Below are 21,181 nucleotides of genomic sequence, written 5' to 3'. Positions count from 1 at the left end.
AGAAGCAAGGAGGATACAGCATGAAAACCAGAATCGTGGAAGTGGGCAATGATGCCGGCAACCCGGAATACTATGAAGAGGCGGCGGAGATCCTGCAGCGCGGAGGAACGGTATCGTTTCCGACTGAAACGGTGTACGGCCTTGGAGCGGATGCAACGAATGCAGAAGCCGTCGAGAGAATTTACCTGGCGAAGGGGCGTCCATCTGATAACCCGCTCATTGTCCATGTCGATTCAAAAGAAATGGCGCTGCGTTATGCAGCGAATGTGCCGGAAAAAGCCATCAGATGCATGGATGCATTCTGGCCAGGACCGCTCACCCTCATACTTGAAGCGAAAGAAGGCGTGTTTGCGGACAATGTAACGGCCGGCCTGCCGACTGTCGGACTCCGGATGCCGGATCATCCGATTGCGCTGAACTTGCTGAAGCAGACGGACCGGCCGCTTGCTGCACCGAGTGCGAACGTAAGCGGCAAGCCGAGCCCGACATGCGCAGGACATGTGGAGCATGACTTGAACGGCAAAATCGATCTTATTCTCGACGGCGGGGCGACGGCGCTCGGCATCGAATCGACCGTGCTGGACATGACAGCGGAACCGCCGGCCATCCTGCGGCCCGGCAGCATCACGGCGGATATGATTGAAGATGTGATCGGACAGCTGCGTGTTTCCTGTGAAGGCAAACGGACAGTACCTCGTTCACCGGGCGTTAAATATACGCATTACGCACCGGATGCTCCTGTTTATTTGATCGAACAAAAAGGCGATATCGTGGATCGGGCGATCGAGCACTTGCACAGTAAAGGAAAGAAAGTCGCGGTCCTGAGTGCGGATTTCTCGAAAGCTGCTGACTATTATTTTCCGCTGAGTGCCGACGTGCTGTATTCCGGACTGCGGAAATGCGATGAGACGTCTGCCGATCTGATTCTGGCGGCGATTCAACCGGAACACAAAAAGGACGCCGCGTTGATGAACCGGCTGGAAAAAGCGGCGGATCATAAGTGGTTCAGCTGATGGGCATTCAGTAAAGCGAGAGGGGATGACACCATGAATATTTTCTTTGTCTGCACCGGAAATACATGCCGGAGTCCGATGGCGGAAGCGATTCTGAAAGCCAAACAACTCGATGGCATGGATGCCCGGTCTGCCGGTCTGTTCGCGGGCGGCGGTCCGATTTCCGGCCATGCCCGGAATGTTCTGACGGAAGAAGGAATCGACACGGATCACCAGTCCCGCTCTGTGACACCTGATGATATCGACTGGGCGACGTTGGTGCTCACCATGACGAAAGCGCATAAAGATGCCCTCATCCGGAGCTATCCGGGTGCCGGGCATAAAATATACACGCTGAAGGAATATGTGTACGGGGAAGAACATGATGTGTCCGATCCGTACGGCGGCTCCGAGTCGCAGTACAGAGAGACGTACCGGGAGCTGAAGGGGCTGCTGGCCGGTCTGGAACAACGGCTGGACAATCAATAGAATGGACTTCAGTATTTCACATGCATGCCGCATTGGCCTGCATGTTTTTTTACGGCTGAAATGGTAAACTGGACGTAACCAAACCGAAACGGAGGCACAGAAAATGAATATAGCAATTTCATCAGATCACGGAGGCAATAATCTCCGCAGAGAAATCATCAGCCTGCTCGAAGAAATGGGCATTGATTATACAGATTTCGGACCGCAGGATGATGGCTCCGTCGATTATCCGGATTTTGCAAAACCGGTGGCGGATGGCGTGGCAGGCGGTGAATTTGATCGGGGCATTCTGATCTGCGGCACAGGGATCGGCATGTCGATCGCGGCCAATAAAGTCAAAGGCATCCGCTGTGCGCTTGTCCACGATGTATTCACGGCAAAAGTGACCCGGGAACATAACGATTCCAACATCCTGGCGATGGGTGAACGGGTGATCGGCGCGGGGCTTGCACGGGAAATCGCCCGCACCTGGCTTGAAGGGGAATTTGAAGGCGGACGGCATGAACGGCGGATCGCCAAAGTAACTGCACTGGAGAGCTGAGAGGTGAACAGCATGGATACACTTTGGGAATTACAGCTGGCTGAAGTGTTGGATGAATTGGAAAGGCACATGGAATTCCGCAAAGGGCAGCTGTTCGTCGTCGGCTGCTCGACGTCAGAAATCGTCGGAAAACGCATTGGCACGGCCGGCGGACTCGATGTAGCGGAAAGCCTGTACGGACCGCTGGAACGCTTTGCGAAAAAGCATGGCCTTCATCTTGCGTTTCAGGGCTGCGAACATATCAACCGGGCGTTGACGGTCGAACGGAAAACGGCGGAAAAATTCAACCTTGACCCAGTTACCGTTATTCCGGTTGCGCGGGCAGGCGGTTCCATGAGCGCCCATGCGTACAGCGTCATGGAAGACCCGGTCGTTGTGGAAAGCATTCAGGCGCATGCAGGGATCGATATTGGCCAGACGCTGATCGGCATGCATTTAAAACATGTCGCCGTTCCGGTGCGCACTTCTGTTAAACTGATAGGGGAAGCGGTGATTACGGCAGCAAAGACCCGGCCGAAGCTGATTGGCGGAGCCCGCGCTGCATATGACCGTGAAGCAGTTCATTTACGAGAGGGGCATGGGAAAAGACATGGAGATGGAATTGATTAAGCAGCAGGACCTGGAAGTGTTTGACGCAATGCAGGCCGAGAAAAATCGGCAGGAAGCGAATATTGAACTGATCGCTTCGGAGAACTTTGTTTCAGAAGCCGTCATGGAAGCGCAAGGATCTGTTCTGACAAATAAGTATGCGGAAGGTTATCCGGGCAAGCGTTACTACGGCGGCTGTGAATTCGTCGATGTGGCGGAAAATATCGCCCGAGACCGGTTAAAGAAATTATTCGGCGCCGACCACGCCAACGTTCAGCCGCATTCCGGCTCACAGGCGAACATGGCCGTTTACATGGCAGCTGTTGAGCCGGGCGATACCATTCTCGGCATGAACCTGTCGCACGGCGGGCATCTGACGCATGGCAGTCCGGTCAATTTCAGCGGCATTCAGTACAATTTCGTGGAATATGGCGTCGATAAAGAAACGCAGCTCATCGATTATGAAGCGGTTCGTCAAATCGCTTTGGAGCATAAACCGAAACTCATCGTTGCTGGTGCAAGTGCCTATCCGCGTCAATTGGATTTCGCGAAATTCCGTGAAATTGCAGATGAAGTCGGCGCTTACCTGATGGTCGATATGGCGCATATCGCCGGGCTCGTGGCAGCAGGCGTACATCCAAATCCGGTGCCGCATGCGCATTTTGTGACGTCCACGACCCATAAAACGCTCCGTGGCCCGCGCGGCGGTCTGATCCTCTGCAAAGAGGAATTCGCGAAGAAAGTCGACAAAAAGATTTTCCCGGGGATTCAGGGCGGCCCGCTCATGCATGTCATTGCCGCGAAAGCAGTCGCGTTCGGCGAAGCGCTCCAGCCGGAGTTCAACACGTACATCGAGCAAGTCGTAAAAAACGCAAAAACGCTGGCTGACGCACTCCAATCGGAAGGCATCGATATCGTCTCTGGCGGCACGGACAATCACTTGCTCCTGATCGACCTCCGTTCACTCGGCCTTACGGGTAAAGTGGCAGAGCATGCGCTTGATGAAGTCGGCCTTACGACGAATAAAAATACCATTCCGTTCGACCCGGAAAGCCCATTCGTCACATCCGGCATCCGGATCGGCACAGCCGCCGTTACAACGCGCGGTTTCAAGGAAGCGGAGATGCAGGAAATCGCGGCCGTCATCGCATCGATTCTGAAGAATCCGGAAGACGGGGACGTAAAGAAAGAAGCTGCGGAACGGGTTGCAAACCTTACATCGAATTACCCGCTTTACAAGTAAAAACCACCACTGCCGAAAATAGGATTTTCGGCGGTGTTTTTTTGTCTTTTCCATTAACTATAATTGAAGCCTATGGTTAATTTAAGGAGAGACGCCCGATGCAGCTGCAGGCAATCAGCAACGAACAGCAAGCGACAATTGAATGGCTCCGCCGGCTTGGGGAGAGTTTCCACACGAGTTTCAGCGTTGTGGATCCGCACCGGGAAGAATTGCCCGTCGTGTATGCGAATGACGCTTACTGTGCCATGACCGGTTATGCCCTTGAAGAAATCGTCGGGTTGCCGGCGCGATTTCTGGGGACAGAAAACATTGACCAGGCTGATGCTGCGGACCTTTGCCGCGCGATCCGGCAAGGGGAGGCTGGTACATTTGAACGGATGATCTGCTATAAGAACCGGCGTCCATGCTGGAACGAGCTGACCCTGCAGCCGGTATTCGGAGAGTCGGATGTCATTCTCTTCACAATTGTGGCTGCCAAGGATATCACGCGGCGCAAACAGGCGGAAGCACTCGTCGGCCTGCAGCGGGCGATGTACACAGGGATTGAATCCGGGGCGCCGCTTGCCGATCTCCTGCAGAAAATTTGTGACACAGTGGAATCTTTTTTCGAGCAGGGGACCGCCTGTTCCATCCTGACGGTTGACCGGGACGGCCGCTTTCAAGTCGGTGCTGGGAATTCCTTGCCGGATGAACTGCTGCAGGCGGTAAAAGGGCAGCGGGCGGATGGCGAAATCGGATCGTGCGGTGCGGCATATAGCCGGAAAACGATCGTGATTTCAGAAGATATCAGTACCGACCCGTTATGGAAATCGCTGAAAGACATGGTAATGGGCTACGGTTTCAACTCCTGCTGGTCGCTGCCGATTTTTAAATCGGAACAGCTGGTATTCGGCTCATTCGGTATTTATTTTTCTTCCCGGCATGCGCCATCGCCGGAAGAACTTGAATTCATCAGCCAAATCAGTCCGCTCATCACACTGGCTGTCAATTACCGGGAACAGCAAATGGAAGTGCTCCGTCTGTCTTATAAAGACCCCGGCACGGATTTGCCGAACCGGCATTTCTTTCTCGATCAGCTCCAGGAACGCGGGGTGGTCAATTCCACTGGGTTCATCGCCTTCATTTCCATCTTGGAGTATCCCGATATTATTGACCAGTACGGGCATCGGGCCGGCGATACGCTGATCCGGAAGCTGGGCAGGCGGCTCGGTGCGCTGCACTTATCGGCTGCGGATTGCACGGCCCGCTTTTCGGGTGCGACACTTTCATTTTATTCTGATGTTGAAGCGGCCGGGATGGATGGGGCCCTGAAAAAGATTTCAGAAGTGCTGACTGAGCCGCTTGAAGTGGCGGATATGCGGTTGTTTCCAACCGTGAAAGTCGGGGTGGTGCCGCTGGCGGCAGCTGTACAAAACATCGAGGAATGGCTGCGCTCTGCTGACAGTGCATTGTCTGAAGCGAAAAAGCAGCCAGGAGAGGCTGTTGTTTTTTTCGATGCGGAATGGAACGAACACCTGCTGCAGGAACAGAAGCTGGCCCAGGAACTGACGCCTGCACTGTTGCGGGAAGAAGTGCGGATGTACCTGCAGCCCAAAGTGAATTTATCGACCGGGGAAGTGATCGGTTTTGAAGCGTTGGCCCGCTGGTACTCCGCTGAATACGGTCACGTATCACCGGATGTGTTCATTTCAGCCGCTGAACGGACCGGGAAAATCCGCTTGCTGGAACAGCAGATGTTGAATCAGGTGCTCGAATGGCTGCGGAGCCGGCAGGACCGCGGACTTTGTCTTCGGCAGGTGGCGGTCAATATTTCAGCGGATCATTTCTTCCATTGCACATTCTCGGAAGACATGAAGCGACTGGTGACGCTCGCCGGCATCCGGCCGGAACTCATCCGGTTCGAATTGACGGAAAGCATCGGGTTCACAGATTTCGATGCGGCCATCCGCGTATTCTGCCAGCTCAAGCAGGATGGGTTTGCCTGCTCGATCGATGACTTCGGAACGGGCTACTCATCGCTCAGTTACCTGCAGATGCTGCCGGTCTCTGAAATCAAAATTGATCGCTCTTTCATTTTGAACCTTGAAGAAGAAGGAACGCAGGCCATTGTCCGGGCAATCATTCAACTGGCCGGGAACCTGAAAATGACACCCGTGGCAGAAGGCATTGAACTGGACGCGCAGCGTGAATTTCTCCTGGATGCCGGCTGCGCGGTCGGACAAGGCTATTATTTCTACCGGCCGCTCCCGGTGGAAGAAGCGGATGAATTATAGACCGGACCGTGTTCAACGGGCCGGTTTTACCTGTTTTAAGGGCTGACGGACAATGAAAAACTGTTATACTGTATAAGATAACGCAACAAAAAGGAGAGAAACCCAATGGGAAAAGTATATGTATTCGATCATCCGCTTATTCAGCATAAGCTTACATACATCCGTGACGTTAAGACGGGCACGAAAGAATTCCGTGAACTGGTTGACGAAGTCTCGACGCTCATGGCGTTTGAAATCACCCGCGATTTGCCGCTTCAGGACATCGAAGTGCAGACGCCGGTTCAGCAGGCCAGCGCCAAAGTGCTCGCCGGCAAGAAACTGGGGGTCGTACCGATTCTGCGAGCCGGCCTTGGCATGGTCGACGGCATCCTGAAATTGATTCCGGCAGCGAAAGTGGGACATATTGGCCTGTACCGGGATCCTAAAACGCTCACGCCCGTCGAATACTATGTCAAACTGCCGTCGGATATTGAAGAGCGGGACTTCATCCTCGTCGATCCGATGCTCGCGACCGGCGGTTCTGCCGTCGAAGCAGTGAACTCACTGAAGAAGCGCGGCGCAAACAGCATTCGGTTCATGTGCCTCATCGCAGCACCGGAAGGCGTGGAAGTATTGCAGGAAGCGCATCCGGATGTCGATATCTACATCGCCGCCCTCGATGAAAAGCTGAACGAAAAAGGTTATATTGTACCGGGCCTCGGCGATGCAGGCGACCGGCTGTACGGTACGAAATAAACTGGAGGTGCACACCGCTTGACTGCAAAACGGAAAGTAATGACCATATTCGGCACGAGACCGGAAGCCATCAAAATGGCTCCGCTCGTCCTTGAACTGCAAAAACACCCGGACACCATCGAATCGATTGTGACTGTAACCGCACAGCACCGGCAAATGCTCGATCAGGTGCTGGACACGTTCGGCATCAAACCCGATTACGACCTGAACATGATGAAAGACCGCCAGACATTGATGGATGTCACAGTCCGCGGCCTGGAAGGACTCAACCGTGTCATGCAGGAAGCGAAGCCCGACATCGTCCTCGTCCACGGCGACACGACGACGACATTCGTGGCAAGCCTCGCTGCGCTTTATAACCAGATCGCAGTCGGACACGTGGAAGCCGGCCTCCGGACGCACAATAAATATTCACCGTATCCGGAAGAAATGAACCGGCAGCTGACTGGCGTGCTGGCGGATATCCATTTTGCGCCGACCGAGAAATCAGCAGGTAACCTGCTGGCGGAAAACAAACCCGCCGACCGTATCTACGTCACCGGCAATACCGCCATCGACGCGCTGAAGACAACTGTCCGCGATGCCTACGCACACCTGGTACTTGATAAAATCGGGAATGACCGCATGATCCTGCTTACCGCCCACCGCCGCGAAAACCTCGGCGAAAAAATGCGCGGTATGTTCAAAGCGATCAAACGCCTCATCGAAGAACAGGGCGACGTGCAAGTCGTCTATCCGGTGCACCTGAACCCGGCAGTACGGGAGGTGGCGGACGAAATTCTCGGCAACGACCCGCGCATCCATCTCATCCCGCCGCTTGAAGTGCTCGATTTCCATAATTTCGCGGCCCGGTCATACCTGATCCTGACCGACTCCGGCGGCATCCAGGAAGAAGCGCCGTCGCTCGGCAAGCCCGTCCTCGTCCTCCGTGACACGACCGAACGTCCGGAAGGCATCGATGCCGGCACCTTGAAACTCGCGGGTACCGACGAAGAAACAATCTACCGGATGGCGACCGAGTTGCTCACCGACGAAACAGAGTACGCCAAAATGGCCCATGCCTCCAACCCCTATGGAGATGGCCAGGCATCCCGCCGGATCGTCGAAGCTTTGCATAAATACTTCGGGAACGAATAAAGGAAGATGACCCTGAACAAGGGTCATCTTTTTTTATGGAGATTGGTGGAGGTTAAAGAGCAGTCAGTCTTTCTTAAAGAGCATTCACCAGCTTTTAAAGAGCATTCGCCGGTTTTTAAAGTGCATTCAATCTTTCTTAAAGAGCACTCGCCAGCTCTTAAAGAGCATTCGCCCCTTGGTGTCCCGGTTTTTTATTCGAAACAGCAGATCCACATCAATAAATCAAGCCAGCAAGAAAAGGTGGAGGCTTAAAGTGTATTCAGATGTTCTTAAAGAACGTTCACCAGCTCTTAATATGCCTGGGCTCCCTGTCGCCTTGTTTCCCCCAATATCATAAATTCATGGCAGTCAGTCCAGAAGCCAGGAGGAGAGGGATGTAAAATGAATATTTCATTAGAAAACACGCATCTTAATCCGCTTTTTCCCTCCAAAAGCCATGAACATTCAATTTCCCGGCCCGCCGCTCATCTGGAAGAAGTTTCTTAATTGAATTAAAAAGATTTGCTAAACCCCATTCCAAACTGTGTTACAATTATCATATTGTTACCATCCTCAGTTCCTCCTCCACAGCCGGATTTTCAGCTGGCGTGAAATTTGTCGGGAATATGACAGCCGCATGTCGCTTGTGAACAATTTCACTTCAGTTGATTGACATGATTTTGCCCCTATTGTATGCTTACAAAGGGTATGCATGACAGGGTTTTCATACATAAATTTCTTGTTGTAGGAGACCTGATGCGATGCTCCGCCAGTTGAAAAAACTGCTGGATTTCCAGTGGATTTCAAGGGGGTAACATGCGCCCACCAAACCGTCCCTTGCAAGCGATGGCGCTTTACAGTGCCATCCTCTCACAACTTGTCGGGTCCGTTCTGATCGGCACATTCGCAGGAATGTGGTTCGATGAGAAACTCGGAACCGCCCCACTTTTTCTAATCATCTTCCTGCTTGCAGGCGTTGCCGCCGGTGCAGCAGCAATGATGTACACCGTTCAAAAATTCGATTCAGGAGATAAACAGTGAATGTCAGATTTTCATGAAATCTACGAAAAGCTCAAGAAAATGGTATTTTTTATCCTGGCGCTTTTTGCTCTGGGGTGGGGATTTACCCCGTACCCGTCTGTTTTTGCAGGGCTTGCTCTAGGTACGGCATTCGGTCTGTATAACTTTTGGATATTGAAGCGGCGATTGGAAAAGTTTGATCGGGCGGTGACAGCAGGATCGCAAGTCCGTTCACTCGGAACTGCCATCCGGTTTGCCTCAGGTGTGGCGGCAGTCGCACTCGCGATTACGTTCGCCGAACATCTTGACTTGATCAGTACAGCGGCAGGTCTGATGATTCCATACCTTCTGTTGCTGACAGAACGGATCATCCATCAGGTGCGGCATCATTAACGCAAAGGGGAAAGAGAGGTGAAATTATCGTGGAACATCTGTCTCCAACATGGGAACTGCCCGGTACAGGCATTTGGTTTAACTTATCTAATGTCCTGATGCTGCTTATCGCAGCGGCCATCGTCTTTCTGATTGCGTTGATCTCGACACGCAGCCTGAAGTTGAAGCCGACCGGTATGCAGAACTTCATGGAATGGATCATGGATTTCGTAAAAGGCATCATCAAGAGCAACATGGACTGGCGAACAGGCGGCAGCCTCCACGTGCTCGGAATTACGCTTCTGATGTTCATTTTCGTGGCGAACATGCTGGGATTGCCTTTTGCAATCGTTGTCGACGGCTACCTGTGGTGGAAATCACCAACGGCAGATCCGGGCGTCACGCTGACACTCGCAGCAATGATCATCATTTTGAGCAATTACTACGGCATCAAGGCAAACGGCTTCGGATCTTATGCGAAAAGCTTTACCAAGCCGATGTGGTTCCTCACGCCGATTAAGATCATTGAGGAATTCGCAAACACACTTACACTCGGTCTCCGACTTTACGGGAACATCTTCGCAGGGGAAATCCTGCTGGGACTTCTTGCAGGTCTGGCCAGTGCCGGAGCGCTCGGTTTCCTGGGAGCTATCCTGCCGACACTCGCATGGCAAGGATTTTCAATTTTCGTCGGATCGATCCAGGCTTTTATTTTCGTTATGTTAACGATGGTCTACATCTCACATAAAGTTGCAGATGACCATTAATAAATATAAACTGCTCTAAGAGCAAAATTTACTTATCCTGAGGAGGACATTTAATAATGACAGGTTCACTTGGTTTATTGGCAGCAGCAATCGCAGTTGGTCTTGGCGCACTTGGCGCAGGTATCGGTAACGGACTTATCGTTTCTAAAACAGTTGAAGGTATCGCCCGCCAGCCAGAAGCACGCGGCGTTCTTCAGACAACAATGTTCATCGGGGTTGCATTGGTTGAGGCCCTTCCGATCATCGCAACAGTTATCGCGTTCATCGTTATGAACGCTGAGTAATAAGAGACAATTGGACAGCAGGACGTAAATGGCGGAGTGCAAATCTTTCGCCATTTGCGTTTAAGTAAGGAAAGCAAAGTGAGCCGGTAGACCGATAGCGGATTGGAGCGGCCGACCCGGAAACCTGTTTCCGGAGGAGGGTGCGAAATCAGCGTACGGTCTGGCGAACAAGTTGGACAAGTAAGAAAAGTGAAGCCGGCCATGCAAGCTCCGACAGGCATAAGGCGAAACGCGCAGGAAATCCTGATTTCCGCAGCGGGTCGACTTATGACCCCGAGGAGCTGGGCGGCGGAACTGGACAGTAAGAAAAAACTTTGCATATTTTACCTTTGAAAACAACAATCCGACTATAAACTGACTAGGATTCAGAGCTCTTGAAGGGAGTGAAACAATCGTGTTTTTTGATCATCTCGTATTCGGCGCGGTGGAAGTGGAAGCAGAACATCATGAATTCCTGAATGTTGGAGATATTCTGGCGACACTGGCGATTTTCCTCGTGTTGATGTGGCTGTTGAAGAAATTTGCATGGGGACCGCTCATGGGCATCATGCAGGAACGTGAAGAATTGATTGCCAGTGAGATCGAATCGGCTGAAGCAAGCCGTGCAGAATCACAGAAGTATCTGGAAGAACAGCGCAGCATGCTGAAAGAAGCGCGCAACGAAGCGCTTGATATCGTGGAAAGCGCGAAACGCCAAGGGGAAGCTTCCCGTGAGGAAATCCTCGCTTCGGCACGTGCGGAAGCAAACCGCATCAAAGATAATGCAGTTCTTGAAATCAGCAATGAACGCGATAAAGCGCTGGCAGCAGTGCGTGATGAAGTGGTGGCATTGTCGATGCTCGCAGCTTCACGGGTGCTTGGTAAAGAACTGACGGAAGAAGAAAACCGCAAGCTGATCGATGAAACGATTGCGAAGGCAGGCGAAATTCAATGAGCCGGTCGAAGGCAGCCCAGCGCTATGCTGAATCACTTTATGAGGTAGCAAGAGCGCACGGTGAAATTGCCAGCGTCGAGCAGGATCTGCGTGAAGTAAAGGAAGTCCTCAATACCAATCCGGACTTTTTTGATATGTTCGCTTCTCCGCAGATGGGCGTGAAGGACAAGCAGGCGCTTGTCCGGCAGCTGTTTGCCGGAGCTAATGAATACGTCCTGAATACGCTGCTTCTCGCAGTGGAACGCAAACGGATCAATGAAGTAAAAGATATTGTTGATGAATTTATTCATCTGTCATATGAAGACCGGGGAATCGCAGAAGCAACCGTATATTCAACGCGTTTCCTGACAGAAACTGAAGCTGCAGCCATTTCTGAGACATTTGCACGGAAAGTCGGCAAGCAGGCCCTGCGCATTGAAAACGTAGTTGATCCGTCCTTGATCGGCGGACTGCGTGTGCAAATCGGAAACCGTATCTTTGACAGCAGTGTCAGCTCGAAACTTGAGAGCCTGCAGCGTCAGCTGAGCGGTCGTTCCACCAAATTATGAGAGGGTGACACATATGAGCATCAAAGCTGAAGAGATCAGTGCCCTGATCAGACAGCAGATTGAAAACTACCAATCGGAAATGCAAGTCAGCGACATTGGTACAGTTATTTCGGTCGGTGACGGAATTGCCCGTATTCACGGTCTCGATAACGTCATGGCTGGGGAACTTGTGGAATTCTCAAACGGTATTATGGGAATGGCGCAGAACCTGGAAGCCAATAACGTAGGTATCATCATTCTTGGACCGTATAGAGATATCAGTGAAGGCGATGAAGTGCGCCGTACTGGACGCATCATGGAAGTACCGGTCGGTGAAGCAATGATCGGCCGCGTTGTAAATCCGCTCGGACAGCCGATTGATGGTCTTGGTCCGATTGAAACAACCAAAACCCGTCCGATTGAAAGCCCGGCGCAAGGCGTTATGGCGCGTAAATCGGTGCATGAACCGCTTCAGACAGGCATCAAAGCGATCGATGCCCTTGTGCCGATCGGCCGTGGACAGCGTGAACTGATCATCGGTGACCGTCAGACAGGAAAAACTTCTGTCGCAATCGATACGATCCTGAACCAGGCAGACCAGGATATGATTTGTATCTATGTTGCAATCGGCCAGAAAGAATCGACAGTCCGCGGACTCGTCGAAACGCTGCGGGCGAATGGCGCACTCGAATACTCGATCGTCGTTTCAGCATCCGCTTCCGAACCGGCTCCGCTTCAGTACCTGGCTCCGTATACCGGCGTAACAATGGGCGAGGAGTTCATGTTTGAAGGCAAACACGTGCTTGTCGTATACGATGACCTGACAAAACAGGCATCCGCATACCGGGAACTTTCCCTCTTGCTCCGCCGTCCTCCGGGCCGTGAAGCTTATCCGGGGGATGTCTTCTACCTGCACTCGCGCCTTCTGGAGCGTGCAGCGAAGCTGAATGAAACACTCGGTGCCGGCTCCATCACAGCATTGCCGTTCGTTGAAACGCAGGCTGGCGATATCTCGGCATATATTCCGACAAACGTTATTTCCATCACAGACGGACAGATCTTCCTTCAGTCCGACCTGTTCTTCTCGGGCGTGCGTCCGGCGATCAACGCGGGTCTCTCTGTATCGCGTGTCGGTGGTTCCGCCCAGATCAAAGCGATGAAGAAAGTGGCAGGTACACTGCGTCTTGACCTTGCAGCCTACCGTGAGCTCGAAGCATTCGCCCAGTTCGGTTCTGACCTGGATCCGCAGACGAAAGCGAAACTTGAGCGTGGTGCCCGTACAGTAGAAGTACTGAAACAGGATCTTCATAAGCCATTGAAAGTTGAAAAACAGGTAGCGATCCTTTATGCACTGACAAGAGGATTCCTCGATGATATCCCGGTTGGAGATATCCGCCGCTTTGAAGAAGGGCTCCTGAGCTTCCTGGATGCTGACCACCCGGAATTGCTGGATCATATCCGGACAACACAGGGCCTTCCTGAAGATGAAGCAATGGCAGAAGCGATCAACGCATTCAAACGCACATTCGCCAAATCTGAATAATAGCTCCTGTACCGGAATCCGGTGAAAAACATGAAGGTGGTGAAATACCGGTGGCATCTTTACGCGATATAAAGAACAAGATTACGTCAACGAAGAAAACGAGTCAGATCACAAAAGCGATGCAGATGGTTTCTGCAGCCAAGCTGAACCGTGCGGAGACGAACGCGAAAGGATTCGTTCCTTACATGAACAAAATCCAGGATGTCGTGGCATCCATCGCTTCAGGTTCATCCGATGTTAGCCATCCGATGATGGTGACCCGTCCCGTGAAAAAGACGGCGTATCTCGTCATTACAGCAGACCGCGGTCTGGCCGGTGCCTACAACTCAAACGTTGTGCGGGCAGTCATGTACCAAATCAATAAGCGGCATGCGTCCAATGACGAATTCGTCATCTTCGCTGTCGGCCGTGTGGGCCGCGATTTGCTTGCAAGACGCGGATATACGATCATCGATAGCGCAATCGGTGTGCCGGATCAGCCTGCTTTTGCTGATATTAAAGATATTGCCAATAAGGCTGTCGGCATGTTCGCCGATGGTGCGTACGATGAGATCTTTATGTTCTACAACCACTTCGTGTCTGCTATGACACAGGAAGTGACGGAAAAGAAAGTGCTTCCGCTGACGGATATTAAACCGACTGGTTCGACGGCAACTTATGAGTTCGATCCGTCGGCTGAAGGAATCCTGGAAGTGCTGCTTCCGCAATACGCTGAGAGCCTGATTTACGGTGCTCTTCTTGATGCGAAAGCAAGCGAGCATGCTGCCCGGATGACCTCGATGAAGAGCGCATCCGACAACGCAGCGGACCTGATCCGTAATTACACGCTTTCATATAACCGCGCACGCCAGGCGGCGATCACACAGGAAATCACAGAGATCGTCGGCGGTGCCGCAGCCCTTGAATAGAGGATGAACTTTTAGTTTGATAGGAGGGAACAGCATGAAAACAGGACAAGTTCTTCAAGTCATGGGTCCGGTTGTAGACGTGAAGTTCGGTAACGACGAACTTCCTGAGATCTACAATGCCCTGACTGTTACTATTAATCGTCCGAACCGGGAGCCGCAGACACTGACACTTGAAGTGGCGCTCCACCTCGGCGACGATGCAGTCCGTACAATCGCAATGGATTCCACTGACGGTCTTCAGCGCGGTGCTGCTGTAATCGATAAAGGCCAGCCGATTTCTGTTCCTGTTGGGGACGTAACACTCGGCCGCGTCTTCAACGTACTCGGAGAAGTAATCGACCTTGGCGAGGAAATCCCGGCATCTGAACGCCGCGATCCGATTCACCGTTCAGCGCCGACGTTCGAACACCTTTCAACGAATGTTGAAATTCTTGAAACCGGCATTAAAGTCGTTGACCTACTTGCACCGTACATCAAAGGCGGTAAAATCGGTCTGTTCGGCGGAGCGGGTGTAGGGAAGACGGTTCTTATCCAGGAACTGATCAACAATATCGCACAGGAGCATGGCGGACTTTCCGTATTCGCAGGCGTTGGTGAACGTACGCGTGAAGGAAATGACTTGTTCCATGAAATGAGCGATTCAGGCGTTATCAAGAAAACAGCGATGGTCTTTGGTCAGATGAATGAGCCGCCGGGTGCGCGTATGCGTGTTGCCCTGTCCGGCCTGACAATGGCTGAATACTTCCGCGATGAGCAGGGACAGGATGTTCTTTTATTCATCGACAACATTTTCCGTTTCACACAGGCAGGTTCGGAAGTATCCGCTCTCCTCGGACGTATGCCGTCTGCGGTAGGTTACCAGCCGACACTGGCAACGGAAATGGGTCAGCTGCAGGAACGGATCACTTCGACGAACGTTGGATCTGTAACGTCCATCCAGGCGATTTACGTACCTGCCGATGACTATACGGACCCGGCTCCGGCAACAACGTTCGCGCACCTTGATGCAACGACGAATCTGGAGCGTAAACTGTCCGAGATGGGGATCTACCCGGCTGTGGATCCGCTCGCATCGACTTCACGCGCCTTGTCGCCTGAAATCGTTGGGGCAGAACATTACCGCGTATCCCGTGCAGTGCAGCAGACGCTTCAGCGTTACCGCGAACTGCAGGATATCATCGCGATCCTCGGTATGGACGAGCTGAGTGAAGAAGACAAGCAGACGGTTTCGCGTGCGCGCCGCATTCAGTTCTTCCTGTCTCAGAACTTCCACGTGGCTGAGCAGTTCACAGGCCAGAAAGGGTCTTACGTACCGGTTCAGGAAACAATCAAAGGATTTGCAGAAATCCTTGAAGGCAAGTACGACCGGCTTCCGGAAGATGCATTCCGTCTTGTCGGCCGCATCGAAGAAGTTATCGAAAAAGCGAAAAACATGGGCGTAGAAGTCTAAAACCAGGGTTTAGGAGGGGAAAAAATGAGGACCATTGCAGTCAGTATTGTCACTCCCGACGGCCCGGTATACGATTCAGACGTCAACATGGTGATCGCGGTTACCGCAACCGGTGAACTGGGGGTTCTCCCCGGCCATATTCCGACAGTTGCACCTCTTCAGATCGGCGCTGTGCGCCTGAAGAAAGATAACGCGACAGAAATTGCAGCTGTGAGCGGCGGCTTTCTGGAAATCCGTCCTGAAAAAGTCACCATTCTTGCGCAATCTGCTGAATTGGCCGAAGACATCAATGTCGCTCGGGCACAGGAAGCAGCGAAGCGGGCGGAAGCCTTGCTTCAAGCGAGAAGAGACGACACCGATTTCAGACGTGCGGAACTTGCGCTTCAGCGTGCAACAAACCGTATCAGAGTCTATGAGGGTAAGGTATAAACCAAAAGGCGGGCGGGACAAACGTTCCTGCTCGTCTTTTTCTTAGATTTTTTTATCAGTACCGGCAAGCCGGATGAGGCAAAAAAATATACATTTTGCATGAATACTGTTATATTTTGAACTTCGGTGCTGCAACCAGCTTTCATCTTTCCATTGCAAGAAAGGGGGAAATAAACCGATGGATCTCTTCATTGGCCAAACGGCATTGATTTCGATTTTCAGCCATATTTTTTTCACGGGTGTTGCATTTTACGCCATGCGTGCGGTCATGTTTGATAAATGGATCCGCAAACAGCATGTGCTGCAGGCGCAAATTCTCTATATCTTTTTAAGCATCGCTATCGGGACAATGGTTTCGACTTTCTTTCTGGATATATCGGCATGGTCTAGACAGCTCCCATATCTGTTTTAATGTTTTGGTGTTCTGACGGCGCTGGGGAGCCCGCAGCTCCGTCAGAACAGCAAAACGGATAGATTGAGTGTTCTGTCAATGATAACTTTAGGTTTATTTTGTTGGCTATCGGGAATTGTGCTAATATAATCGTTTTTTGTAATCAAACTGTAATAAAAAGGTACGGACATCTGATGCAATATAGCAAATTACCTGCAAAAAAATCGATTGTGTCAGAGAATGTTAATAAGTATAGGTGCTTTGCCGCTTGTAGAGGATATGGGTAAGATGTAAAATTAAAACGGTTTTATTACTAAATTATGACATTTGACTTCGAAGTTACATATACACAATATTTTTTATTTGGAGGGTTTTCTAGTGGAGCAGATCATTGTAAAAGGCGGACATAAATTAAAAGGAAAAGTTCGGGTTGAAGGAGCGAAAAACGCAGTTTTACCGGTATTGGCAGCCGCATTACTGGCATCAACAGGCAAAAGCATTATCCGGGAGGTTCCGAATCTGTCGGACGTCTATACCATTCAGGAAGTGCTGAGAAGCTTAAACGCGGATGCACTTTATACAGCTGAAAATACTGAAATGGTAATTGATGCATCCGAGACACTTGCCGGTGAAGCGCAGTTCGAATATGTGCGTAAAATGCGTGCTTCCATTTTAGTGATGGGTCCGCTTCTTGCAAGAAACGGATTTGCCCGCGTCGCAATGCCAGGCGGATGTGCAATCGGTTCACGTCCGATCGATCAGCACCTGAAAGGGTTTGAGGCAATGGGTGCTGTCATCAAAGTCGGCAATGGCTTTGTTGAAGCGAAGACGAACGGCCGCCTGCGCGGAGCGAAGATTTATCTCGACTTCCCGAGCGTCGGAGCAACAGAAAATATCCTGTCAGCAGCTGCGCTGGCTGATGGAGTATCTGTAATTGAAAATGCGGCAAAAGAGCCGGAAATCGTGGACTTGGCGAATTATATCAATGAAATGGGCGGTAAGGTAATTGGCGCCGGAACAGATACAATCCGGGTGGAAGGTGTCCGTGAACTTCACGGCGCTGTACACACAATCATTCCGGACCGGGTCGAAGCCGGTACATTCATGGTTGCAGCAGCGATTACAGAAGGCGATGTCATCATCGAAAATGCGATGCCTGAGCATATGACTGCGCTGATTTCCAAGCTTGGTGAAATGGGCGTCGATATTAAAGAAACTCCTGAAGGTGTCCGGGTACGTGCAACTCGCCCGCTGCGTTCCATCGACATTAAGACGATGCCGCATCCGGGATTCCCGACGGACATGCAGTCACAAATGATGGCATTGATGCTGACGGCAAAAGGGACCGGAATCCTGACTGAGACTGTGTTTGAAAACCGTTTTATGCATGTCGAAGAATTCCGTCGCATGAATGCAAACGTGAAAATCGAAGGCCGTTCAGTGATGATGCAGGGACCGTCAACACTGCAGGGAGCAGAAGTTGCAGCGACTGATCTCCGGGCGGCAGCAGCATTGATCCTGGCAGGTCTCGTGGCAGACGGCATCACCCGCGTCACAGAACTCCAGCATCTCGACCGCGGCTATGTGAATTTTCATCAGAAGCTCGCAGCTCTCGGAGCGGATATTGAACGCGTTTCTCTTGAAGAATCAAAAGAAAAAGAAGGTCAGCCTGCTTAATACCATGGCTTAACCCCCGCAGACTGCCTGTCTGCGGGGGTTTTTAAACGGCCTAGAGTACCCGGATCAAAAAGCTGGAAAGTTTGCCCGATCGACTGGTTTCCCGTATCTTCATTGTATATTTCACCCTGCGACTGTGATAAAATATGCGTTAGTGCAACGCTTCGATGACAGAATGCAATCAGGGAGCGGAAGGGGTAGTCACGTTGTCTGAACAGGAACACAATCTCATGGAGCTGGAAGAAGCGATTTCCCGTGAAATCCTGCTGTATATAAAACACACATACCGGTTGCTGATCGATGATCCGACTGCAAATTCGATGAAAGACACTGCAAGAAGATCAACTGCTTTTCTGCAGACTGCGGGAGAATTGGACATCCGTGGGCGGAACCTTGTTTCCGGTCTGCCTGAAACGGTCCGGATTCGCCCGCAGGAGATCAAGCAGGCGCTTCGGCTGAGCTGATCCGGCTGTTATTTGAAGACGCCTGATCATTTTAATGTTCGTGAATTAGGCATGCCGGCAGTGATACCGGCGTATACATACAAATCATGTGCGTCGAACTGGATCAATTGCATCTTTCAGCCCGTGTTTTTTTCTGTCGTTTGCTGCGATAAACGGCTTTAGAGCAATGCCCGGCGAAGTGGAAAAGCCGTGGAGACAGATGGTGAGATTACCGCTCCGGCTTTCAAGATGCATTCAAAACGCAGGAATTCGTAAAGGAAAGGCTGACGGTGGGAATGCCAAAAACAAGAAAAGTAAGAACAAAAAGAAAACCGGCTGTTCAAAAAGATAGACAAAACAAAAAGACCTGGTGGGTCCAGATCCGGCTCTTTCCGATCTGGCTGCGGGTCGTACTTGTACTGGTGCTCCTCGGGCTTGCAGCAGCAGGCGGCGCGATGGTCGGCTATGGAATAATCGGCGACGGCGAACCCCGGGATGCGCTGCGCTGGGAAACGTGGCAGCACATTTTTGACATCATGGAAGGCACGGAGTTAGAGGGAAGTGAAGTTCCGGCAGAAACGGATGTGCCGACAGAAGACGGCGCTGTCGAAGAAGACGCGGTTGAGTAAACTGCGGCAATTGAAAAAACGGAAGGCAAGGAGGTCATGGGATGCTGACAACAGAACAGATAAAAGCGATTCTGCCCCACCGCTATCCATTCCTCATGGTGGATCGGATTTTAGAACTGGAAGAGGGCAAGAAAGCGACCGGACTGAAGAACGTATCGGCGAACGAAGAGTTCTTCAACGGTCATTTTCCGGATTATCCGGTGATGCCCGGTGTGCTCATCGTTGAAGCACTTGCGCAGGTCGGTGCAGTCGCAGTGCTCAGCATGGAAGCAAATAAAGGCAGACTGGCCTTTTTCACAGGCATCGACAATTGCCGCTTTAAGCGGCAAGTTGTGCCGGGCGATCAGCTGAAGCTCGAAGTGGAAATGACAAAACTCCGCGGACCGATGGGCAAAGGCCATGGTGTCGCAACCGTCGATGGAGAACTCGTATGTGAATGTGACATTTTGTTTGCACTCGGGCCGGTTTCAGAAAAGTAAAGACATGAAAACAGGATGACCTCCATGAGGCCATCCTGTTTTTTTACTTGTTTTTCGTCTGTTCTTTGCCTTCGTCAACCCGCAGCCGCGGCCGGGCCAGCATATCCGTTTCAAAGCGCTCCAGCAGCTCATCACCTTCAAGTCCATTCTGAAGCAGTTCCGACAAGAGCTCTTCGGCGTAGCGACGGCGGCCGCGCTTTAGTGTGCCGATCATCAACACTGAAATATTCTCTTCAATTTCACTGACATCACTGACCGATACGCGGAAGGTCGCGGGCTCATTTCCCGGATAGGAAATGACGACTTTCACGTCAGCCACTTCGCCGGAAGCTTTGAAGGCCTCGAACGTCTCGATGAACGATCGGTCGAGAAGCAATTCCAGCACCCAGGATTGCTGGCTGTTTTCCTGATTAATGATAATGCCATCTTTTATTGGGTAATCGACGAACGTATCGTCCTGAATGATACCGAGCGAAATCATTTTAAACGTTTTCATCGTCTGCTCCTTTAATGACTTTTTTTTCAGTATAGCATAGAAAAAAACGCAGAACTGCGAAATTCGGGATTTCAGGACGGGCTCATCCCATCAGAATGTTAGCGATAGCGGGGAGAACACGGAGAAACAATTCCCAAAATCGCAGTTTGAACAAGCATTTTCCCGCCATTTTCCATTTTTCGGCAGTTGCTGAAAAAGCTCCGGTCGCCGTATGCTGAAGCGGAAAGGAGGTGAACAGCGCATGAATCAAGTCGGAATGGTGGGACGGCTGACCAAGGATCCAGTCACCCGGGTCCTGGCGGAAGGCCGTGTACATACTTCATTTATCCTGGCCGTCCAGCGGAATTTCAGAAACCAGCGCGGCGAAATGGATACCGATTTCGTCCTTTGCTCCACATGGGGCCGTCCGGCGCATAATGTATCGAAATACTGCGTGAAAGGCTCGCTCGTCGCAGTGACTGGACGCCTGCAATCCCGTCATTATGATAAAGAAGATGGAACCCGCATGTATGTCACGGAAGTGGTCGGCGATCAGATCCGATTCTTGGACAGGCGACAGAAAGACGAGGCGGAAACCGTCAGCGGGGCAGAACGGGATGAACATTTTGATTTTGAAGCGCCGGCTGAAGCGGGGAGACTTTAGCCGGACGCGGATGAGGAGGAAACGGAATGTCGGATGAAAAAGAACGGCGGCTTGAAGCGCATATGGAGCAATTGATCAAGATGACCGCCTTGCTGCATCGGCGCCTCTCCGAAGCCGAAAGGGAGCTGCGCGAACTGAAATCAGCACCGGCATTCCAGGAGATTCGGAAGGTTTGAAAGGTTTGGGGCTGTAAAACAGGGAGATCCGGCCGA

General features: G+C 51.6%; 27 protein-coding genes. 26 read left to right on the top strand and 1 reads right to left on the bottom strand.

What is annotated here, in order from left to right; translation table 11 throughout:
* The first annotated feature begins 20 nt into the window (after positions 1 to 20).
* The 24 genes from B0X71_RS14990 to fabZ all read left to right on the top strand — a co-directional run bounded on the left by B0X71_RS14990 (position 21) and on the right by fabZ (position 19,830).
* Entirely contained in the window at positions 21 to 1,013 is a 993-nt protein-coding gene (locus B0X71_RS14990) for an L-threonylcarbamoyladenylate synthase (RefSeq protein WP_077590177.1), read from the top strand.
* A gap of 33 nt (positions 1,014 to 1,046) precedes the next feature.
* Positions 1,047 to 1,481: a low molecular weight protein arginine phosphatase gene (locus B0X71_RS14985; protein WP_077590176.1), complete on the top strand. Its 435-nt coding sequence runs from the start codon at positions 1,047 to 1,049 to the stop codon at positions 1,479 to 1,481.
* Between the two features lie 103 nt (positions 1,482 to 1,584).
* Entirely contained in the window at positions 1,585 to 2,022 is a 438-nt protein-coding gene (rpiB, locus tag B0X71_RS14980) for a ribose 5-phosphate isomerase B (protein WP_077590175.1), read from the top strand.
* 12 nt (positions 2,023 to 2,034) lie between these two features.
* Positions 2,035 to 2,631, top strand: coding sequence for a TIGR01440 family protein (locus B0X71_RS14975; RefSeq protein ID WP_077590174.1), 597 nt, complete (start codon positions 2,035 to 2,037; stop codon positions 2,629 to 2,631).
* Positions 2,618 to 3,853, top strand: coding sequence for a serine hydroxymethyltransferase (glyA, locus tag B0X71_RS14970; protein ID WP_077591025.1), 1,236 nt, complete (start codon positions 2,618 to 2,620; stop codon positions 3,851 to 3,853). Before B0X71_RS14975 ends, glyA begins: the two co-directional genes overlap by 14 nt.
* Positions 3,854 to 3,951: 98 nt before the next feature.
* Positions 3,952 to 6,126 carry a bifunctional diguanylate cyclase/phosphodiesterase gene (locus tag B0X71_RS14965; protein WP_077590173.1) on the top strand — a complete coding sequence of 725 codons (2,175 nt, stop codon included), beginning with the start codon at positions 3,952 to 3,954 and terminating at the stop codon, positions 6,124 to 6,126.
* A 105-nt stretch (positions 6,127 to 6,231) separates the two neighbouring features.
* Positions 6,232 to 6,861 carry a uracil phosphoribosyltransferase gene (gene upp / locus B0X71_RS14960; protein ID WP_077590172.1) on the top strand — a complete coding sequence of 210 codons (630 nt, stop codon included), beginning with the start codon at positions 6,232 to 6,234 and terminating at the stop codon, positions 6,859 to 6,861.
* Between the two features lie 18 nt (positions 6,862 to 6,879).
* Positions 6,880 to 7,998 (top strand): non-hydrolyzing UDP-N-acetylglucosamine 2-epimerase, encoded by a 1,119-nt coding sequence (gene wecB / locus B0X71_RS14955; protein WP_077590171.1) that lies wholly within the window; start codon positions 6,880 to 6,882, stop codon positions 7,996 to 7,998.
* Positions 7,999 to 8,004: 6 nt separating this feature from the next.
* A complete protein-coding gene (locus B0X71_RS14950; RefSeq protein ID WP_077590170.1) occupies positions 8,005 to 8,250 on the top strand; it encodes a hypothetical protein in 246 nt (81 codons plus the stop codon).
* 543 nt (positions 8,251 to 8,793) lie between these two features.
* Positions 8,794 to 9,018, top strand: coding sequence for an AtpZ/AtpI family protein (locus tag B0X71_RS14945; protein WP_077590169.1), 225 nt, complete (start codon positions 8,794 to 8,796; stop codon positions 9,016 to 9,018).
* Positions 9,019 to 9,390, top strand: a complete 372-nt coding sequence (locus tag B0X71_RS14940) for an ATP synthase subunit I (RefSeq protein ID WP_077590168.1) — start codon at positions 9,019 to 9,021, stop codon at positions 9,388 to 9,390.
* A 29-nt stretch (positions 9,391 to 9,419) separates the two neighbouring features.
* Positions 9,420 to 10,136, top strand: coding sequence for a F0F1 ATP synthase subunit A (gene atpB / locus B0X71_RS14935; protein WP_077590167.1), 717 nt, complete (start codon positions 9,420 to 9,422; stop codon positions 10,134 to 10,136).
* A 56-nt stretch (positions 10,137 to 10,192) separates the two neighbouring features.
* Positions 10,193 to 10,420 (top strand): F0F1 ATP synthase subunit C, encoded by a 228-nt coding sequence (gene atpE / locus B0X71_RS14930; RefSeq protein ID WP_077590166.1) that lies wholly within the window; start codon positions 10,193 to 10,195, stop codon positions 10,418 to 10,420.
* A 394-nt stretch (positions 10,421 to 10,814) separates the two neighbouring features.
* Positions 10,815 to 11,354 carry a F0F1 ATP synthase subunit B gene (gene atpF / locus B0X71_RS14925; protein ID WP_077590165.1) on the top strand — a complete coding sequence of 180 codons (540 nt, stop codon included), beginning with the start codon at positions 10,815 to 10,817 and terminating at the stop codon, positions 11,352 to 11,354.
* Positions 11,351 to 11,902 (top strand): F0F1 ATP synthase subunit delta, encoded by a 552-nt coding sequence (locus B0X71_RS14920; protein ID WP_077590164.1) that lies wholly within the window; start codon positions 11,351 to 11,353, stop codon positions 11,900 to 11,902. The genes atpF and B0X71_RS14920 overlap by 4 nt, the downstream gene beginning before the upstream one ends.
* Before the next feature lie 13 nt (positions 11,903 to 11,915).
* The gene (gene atpA, locus B0X71_RS14915; RefSeq protein WP_077590163.1) at positions 11,916 to 13,424 is read left to right on the top strand and encodes a F0F1 ATP synthase subunit alpha; all 1,509 of its coding nucleotides are present in this window, start codon (positions 11,916 to 11,918) and stop codon (positions 13,422 to 13,424) included.
* 50 nt (positions 13,425 to 13,474) lie between these two features.
* Positions 13,475 to 14,332, top strand: a complete 858-nt coding sequence (atpG, locus tag B0X71_RS14910) for an ATP synthase F1 subunit gamma (protein ID WP_077590162.1) — start codon at positions 13,475 to 13,477, stop codon at positions 14,330 to 14,332.
* A gap of 34 nt (positions 14,333 to 14,366) precedes the next feature.
* A complete protein-coding gene (gene atpD, locus B0X71_RS14905; protein ID WP_077590161.1) occupies positions 14,367 to 15,782 on the top strand; it encodes a F0F1 ATP synthase subunit beta in 1,416 nt (471 codons plus the stop codon).
* A gap of 24 nt (positions 15,783 to 15,806) precedes the next feature.
* On the top strand, positions 15,807 to 16,211 hold the full coding sequence (locus B0X71_RS14900; protein ID WP_077590160.1) for a F0F1 ATP synthase subunit epsilon: 405 nt from the start codon (positions 15,807 to 15,809) through the stop codon (positions 16,209 to 16,211).
* Between the two features lie 178 nt (positions 16,212 to 16,389).
* Positions 16,390 to 16,623 (top strand): DUF1146 family protein, encoded by a 234-nt coding sequence (locus tag B0X71_RS14895; RefSeq protein WP_077590159.1) that lies wholly within the window; start codon positions 16,390 to 16,392, stop codon positions 16,621 to 16,623.
* 357 nt (positions 16,624 to 16,980) lie between these two features.
* Positions 16,981 to 18,279 (top strand): UDP-N-acetylglucosamine 1-carboxyvinyltransferase, encoded by a 1,299-nt coding sequence (gene murA, locus B0X71_RS14890; protein WP_077590158.1) that lies wholly within the window; start codon positions 16,981 to 16,983, stop codon positions 18,277 to 18,279.
* 206 nt (positions 18,280 to 18,485) lie between these two features.
* Complete coding sequence (locus tag B0X71_RS14885; protein ID WP_198038626.1) at positions 18,486 to 18,743, top strand: rod shape-determining protein; 258 nt, start codon at positions 18,486 to 18,488, stop codon at positions 18,741 to 18,743.
* Positions 18,744 to 19,018: 275 nt separating this feature from the next.
* Entirely contained in the window at positions 19,019 to 19,351 is a 333-nt protein-coding gene (locus B0X71_RS14880; RefSeq protein WP_077591024.1) for a DNA-directed RNA polymerase subunit beta, read from the top strand.
* A gap of 41 nt (positions 19,352 to 19,392) precedes the next feature.
* Entirely contained in the window at positions 19,393 to 19,830 is a 438-nt protein-coding gene (gene fabZ, locus B0X71_RS14875) for a 3-hydroxyacyl-ACP dehydratase FabZ (protein WP_077590156.1), read from the top strand.
* A gap of 43 nt (positions 19,831 to 19,873) precedes the next feature.
* Here fabZ and B0X71_RS14870 read toward each other — a convergent pair whose 3' ends face one another.
* The gene (locus B0X71_RS14870) at positions 19,874 to 20,326 is read right to left on the bottom strand and encodes a YwpF family protein (RefSeq protein WP_077590155.1); all 453 of its coding nucleotides are present in this window, start codon (positions 20,324 to 20,326) and stop codon (positions 19,874 to 19,876) included.
* A 241-nt stretch (positions 20,327 to 20,567) separates the two neighbouring features.
* On the opposite strand from B0X71_RS14870, the gene B0X71_RS14865 reads away from it, so the two are divergent.
* Positions 20,568 to 20,969, top strand: coding sequence for a single-stranded DNA-binding protein (locus B0X71_RS14865; RefSeq protein WP_077590154.1), 402 nt, complete (start codon positions 20,568 to 20,570; stop codon positions 20,967 to 20,969).
* A 26-nt stretch (positions 20,970 to 20,995) separates the two neighbouring features.
* Positions 20,996 to 21,145: a hypothetical protein gene (locus B0X71_RS21265; RefSeq protein ID WP_198038625.1), complete on the top strand. Its 150-nt coding sequence runs from the start codon at positions 20,996 to 20,998 to the stop codon at positions 21,143 to 21,145.
* Positions 21,146 to 21,181 lie beyond the last annotated feature (36 nt).

Source organism: Planococcus lenghuensis, from assembly GCF_001999905.1.
GTDB classification, from domain to species: Bacteria; Bacillota; Bacilli; order Bacillales_A; family Planococcaceae; genus Indiicoccus; species Indiicoccus lenghuensis.
Note: the sequence above shows the minus strand (reverse complement) of the source record. Positions and strands in the feature narration are given on the sequence as shown.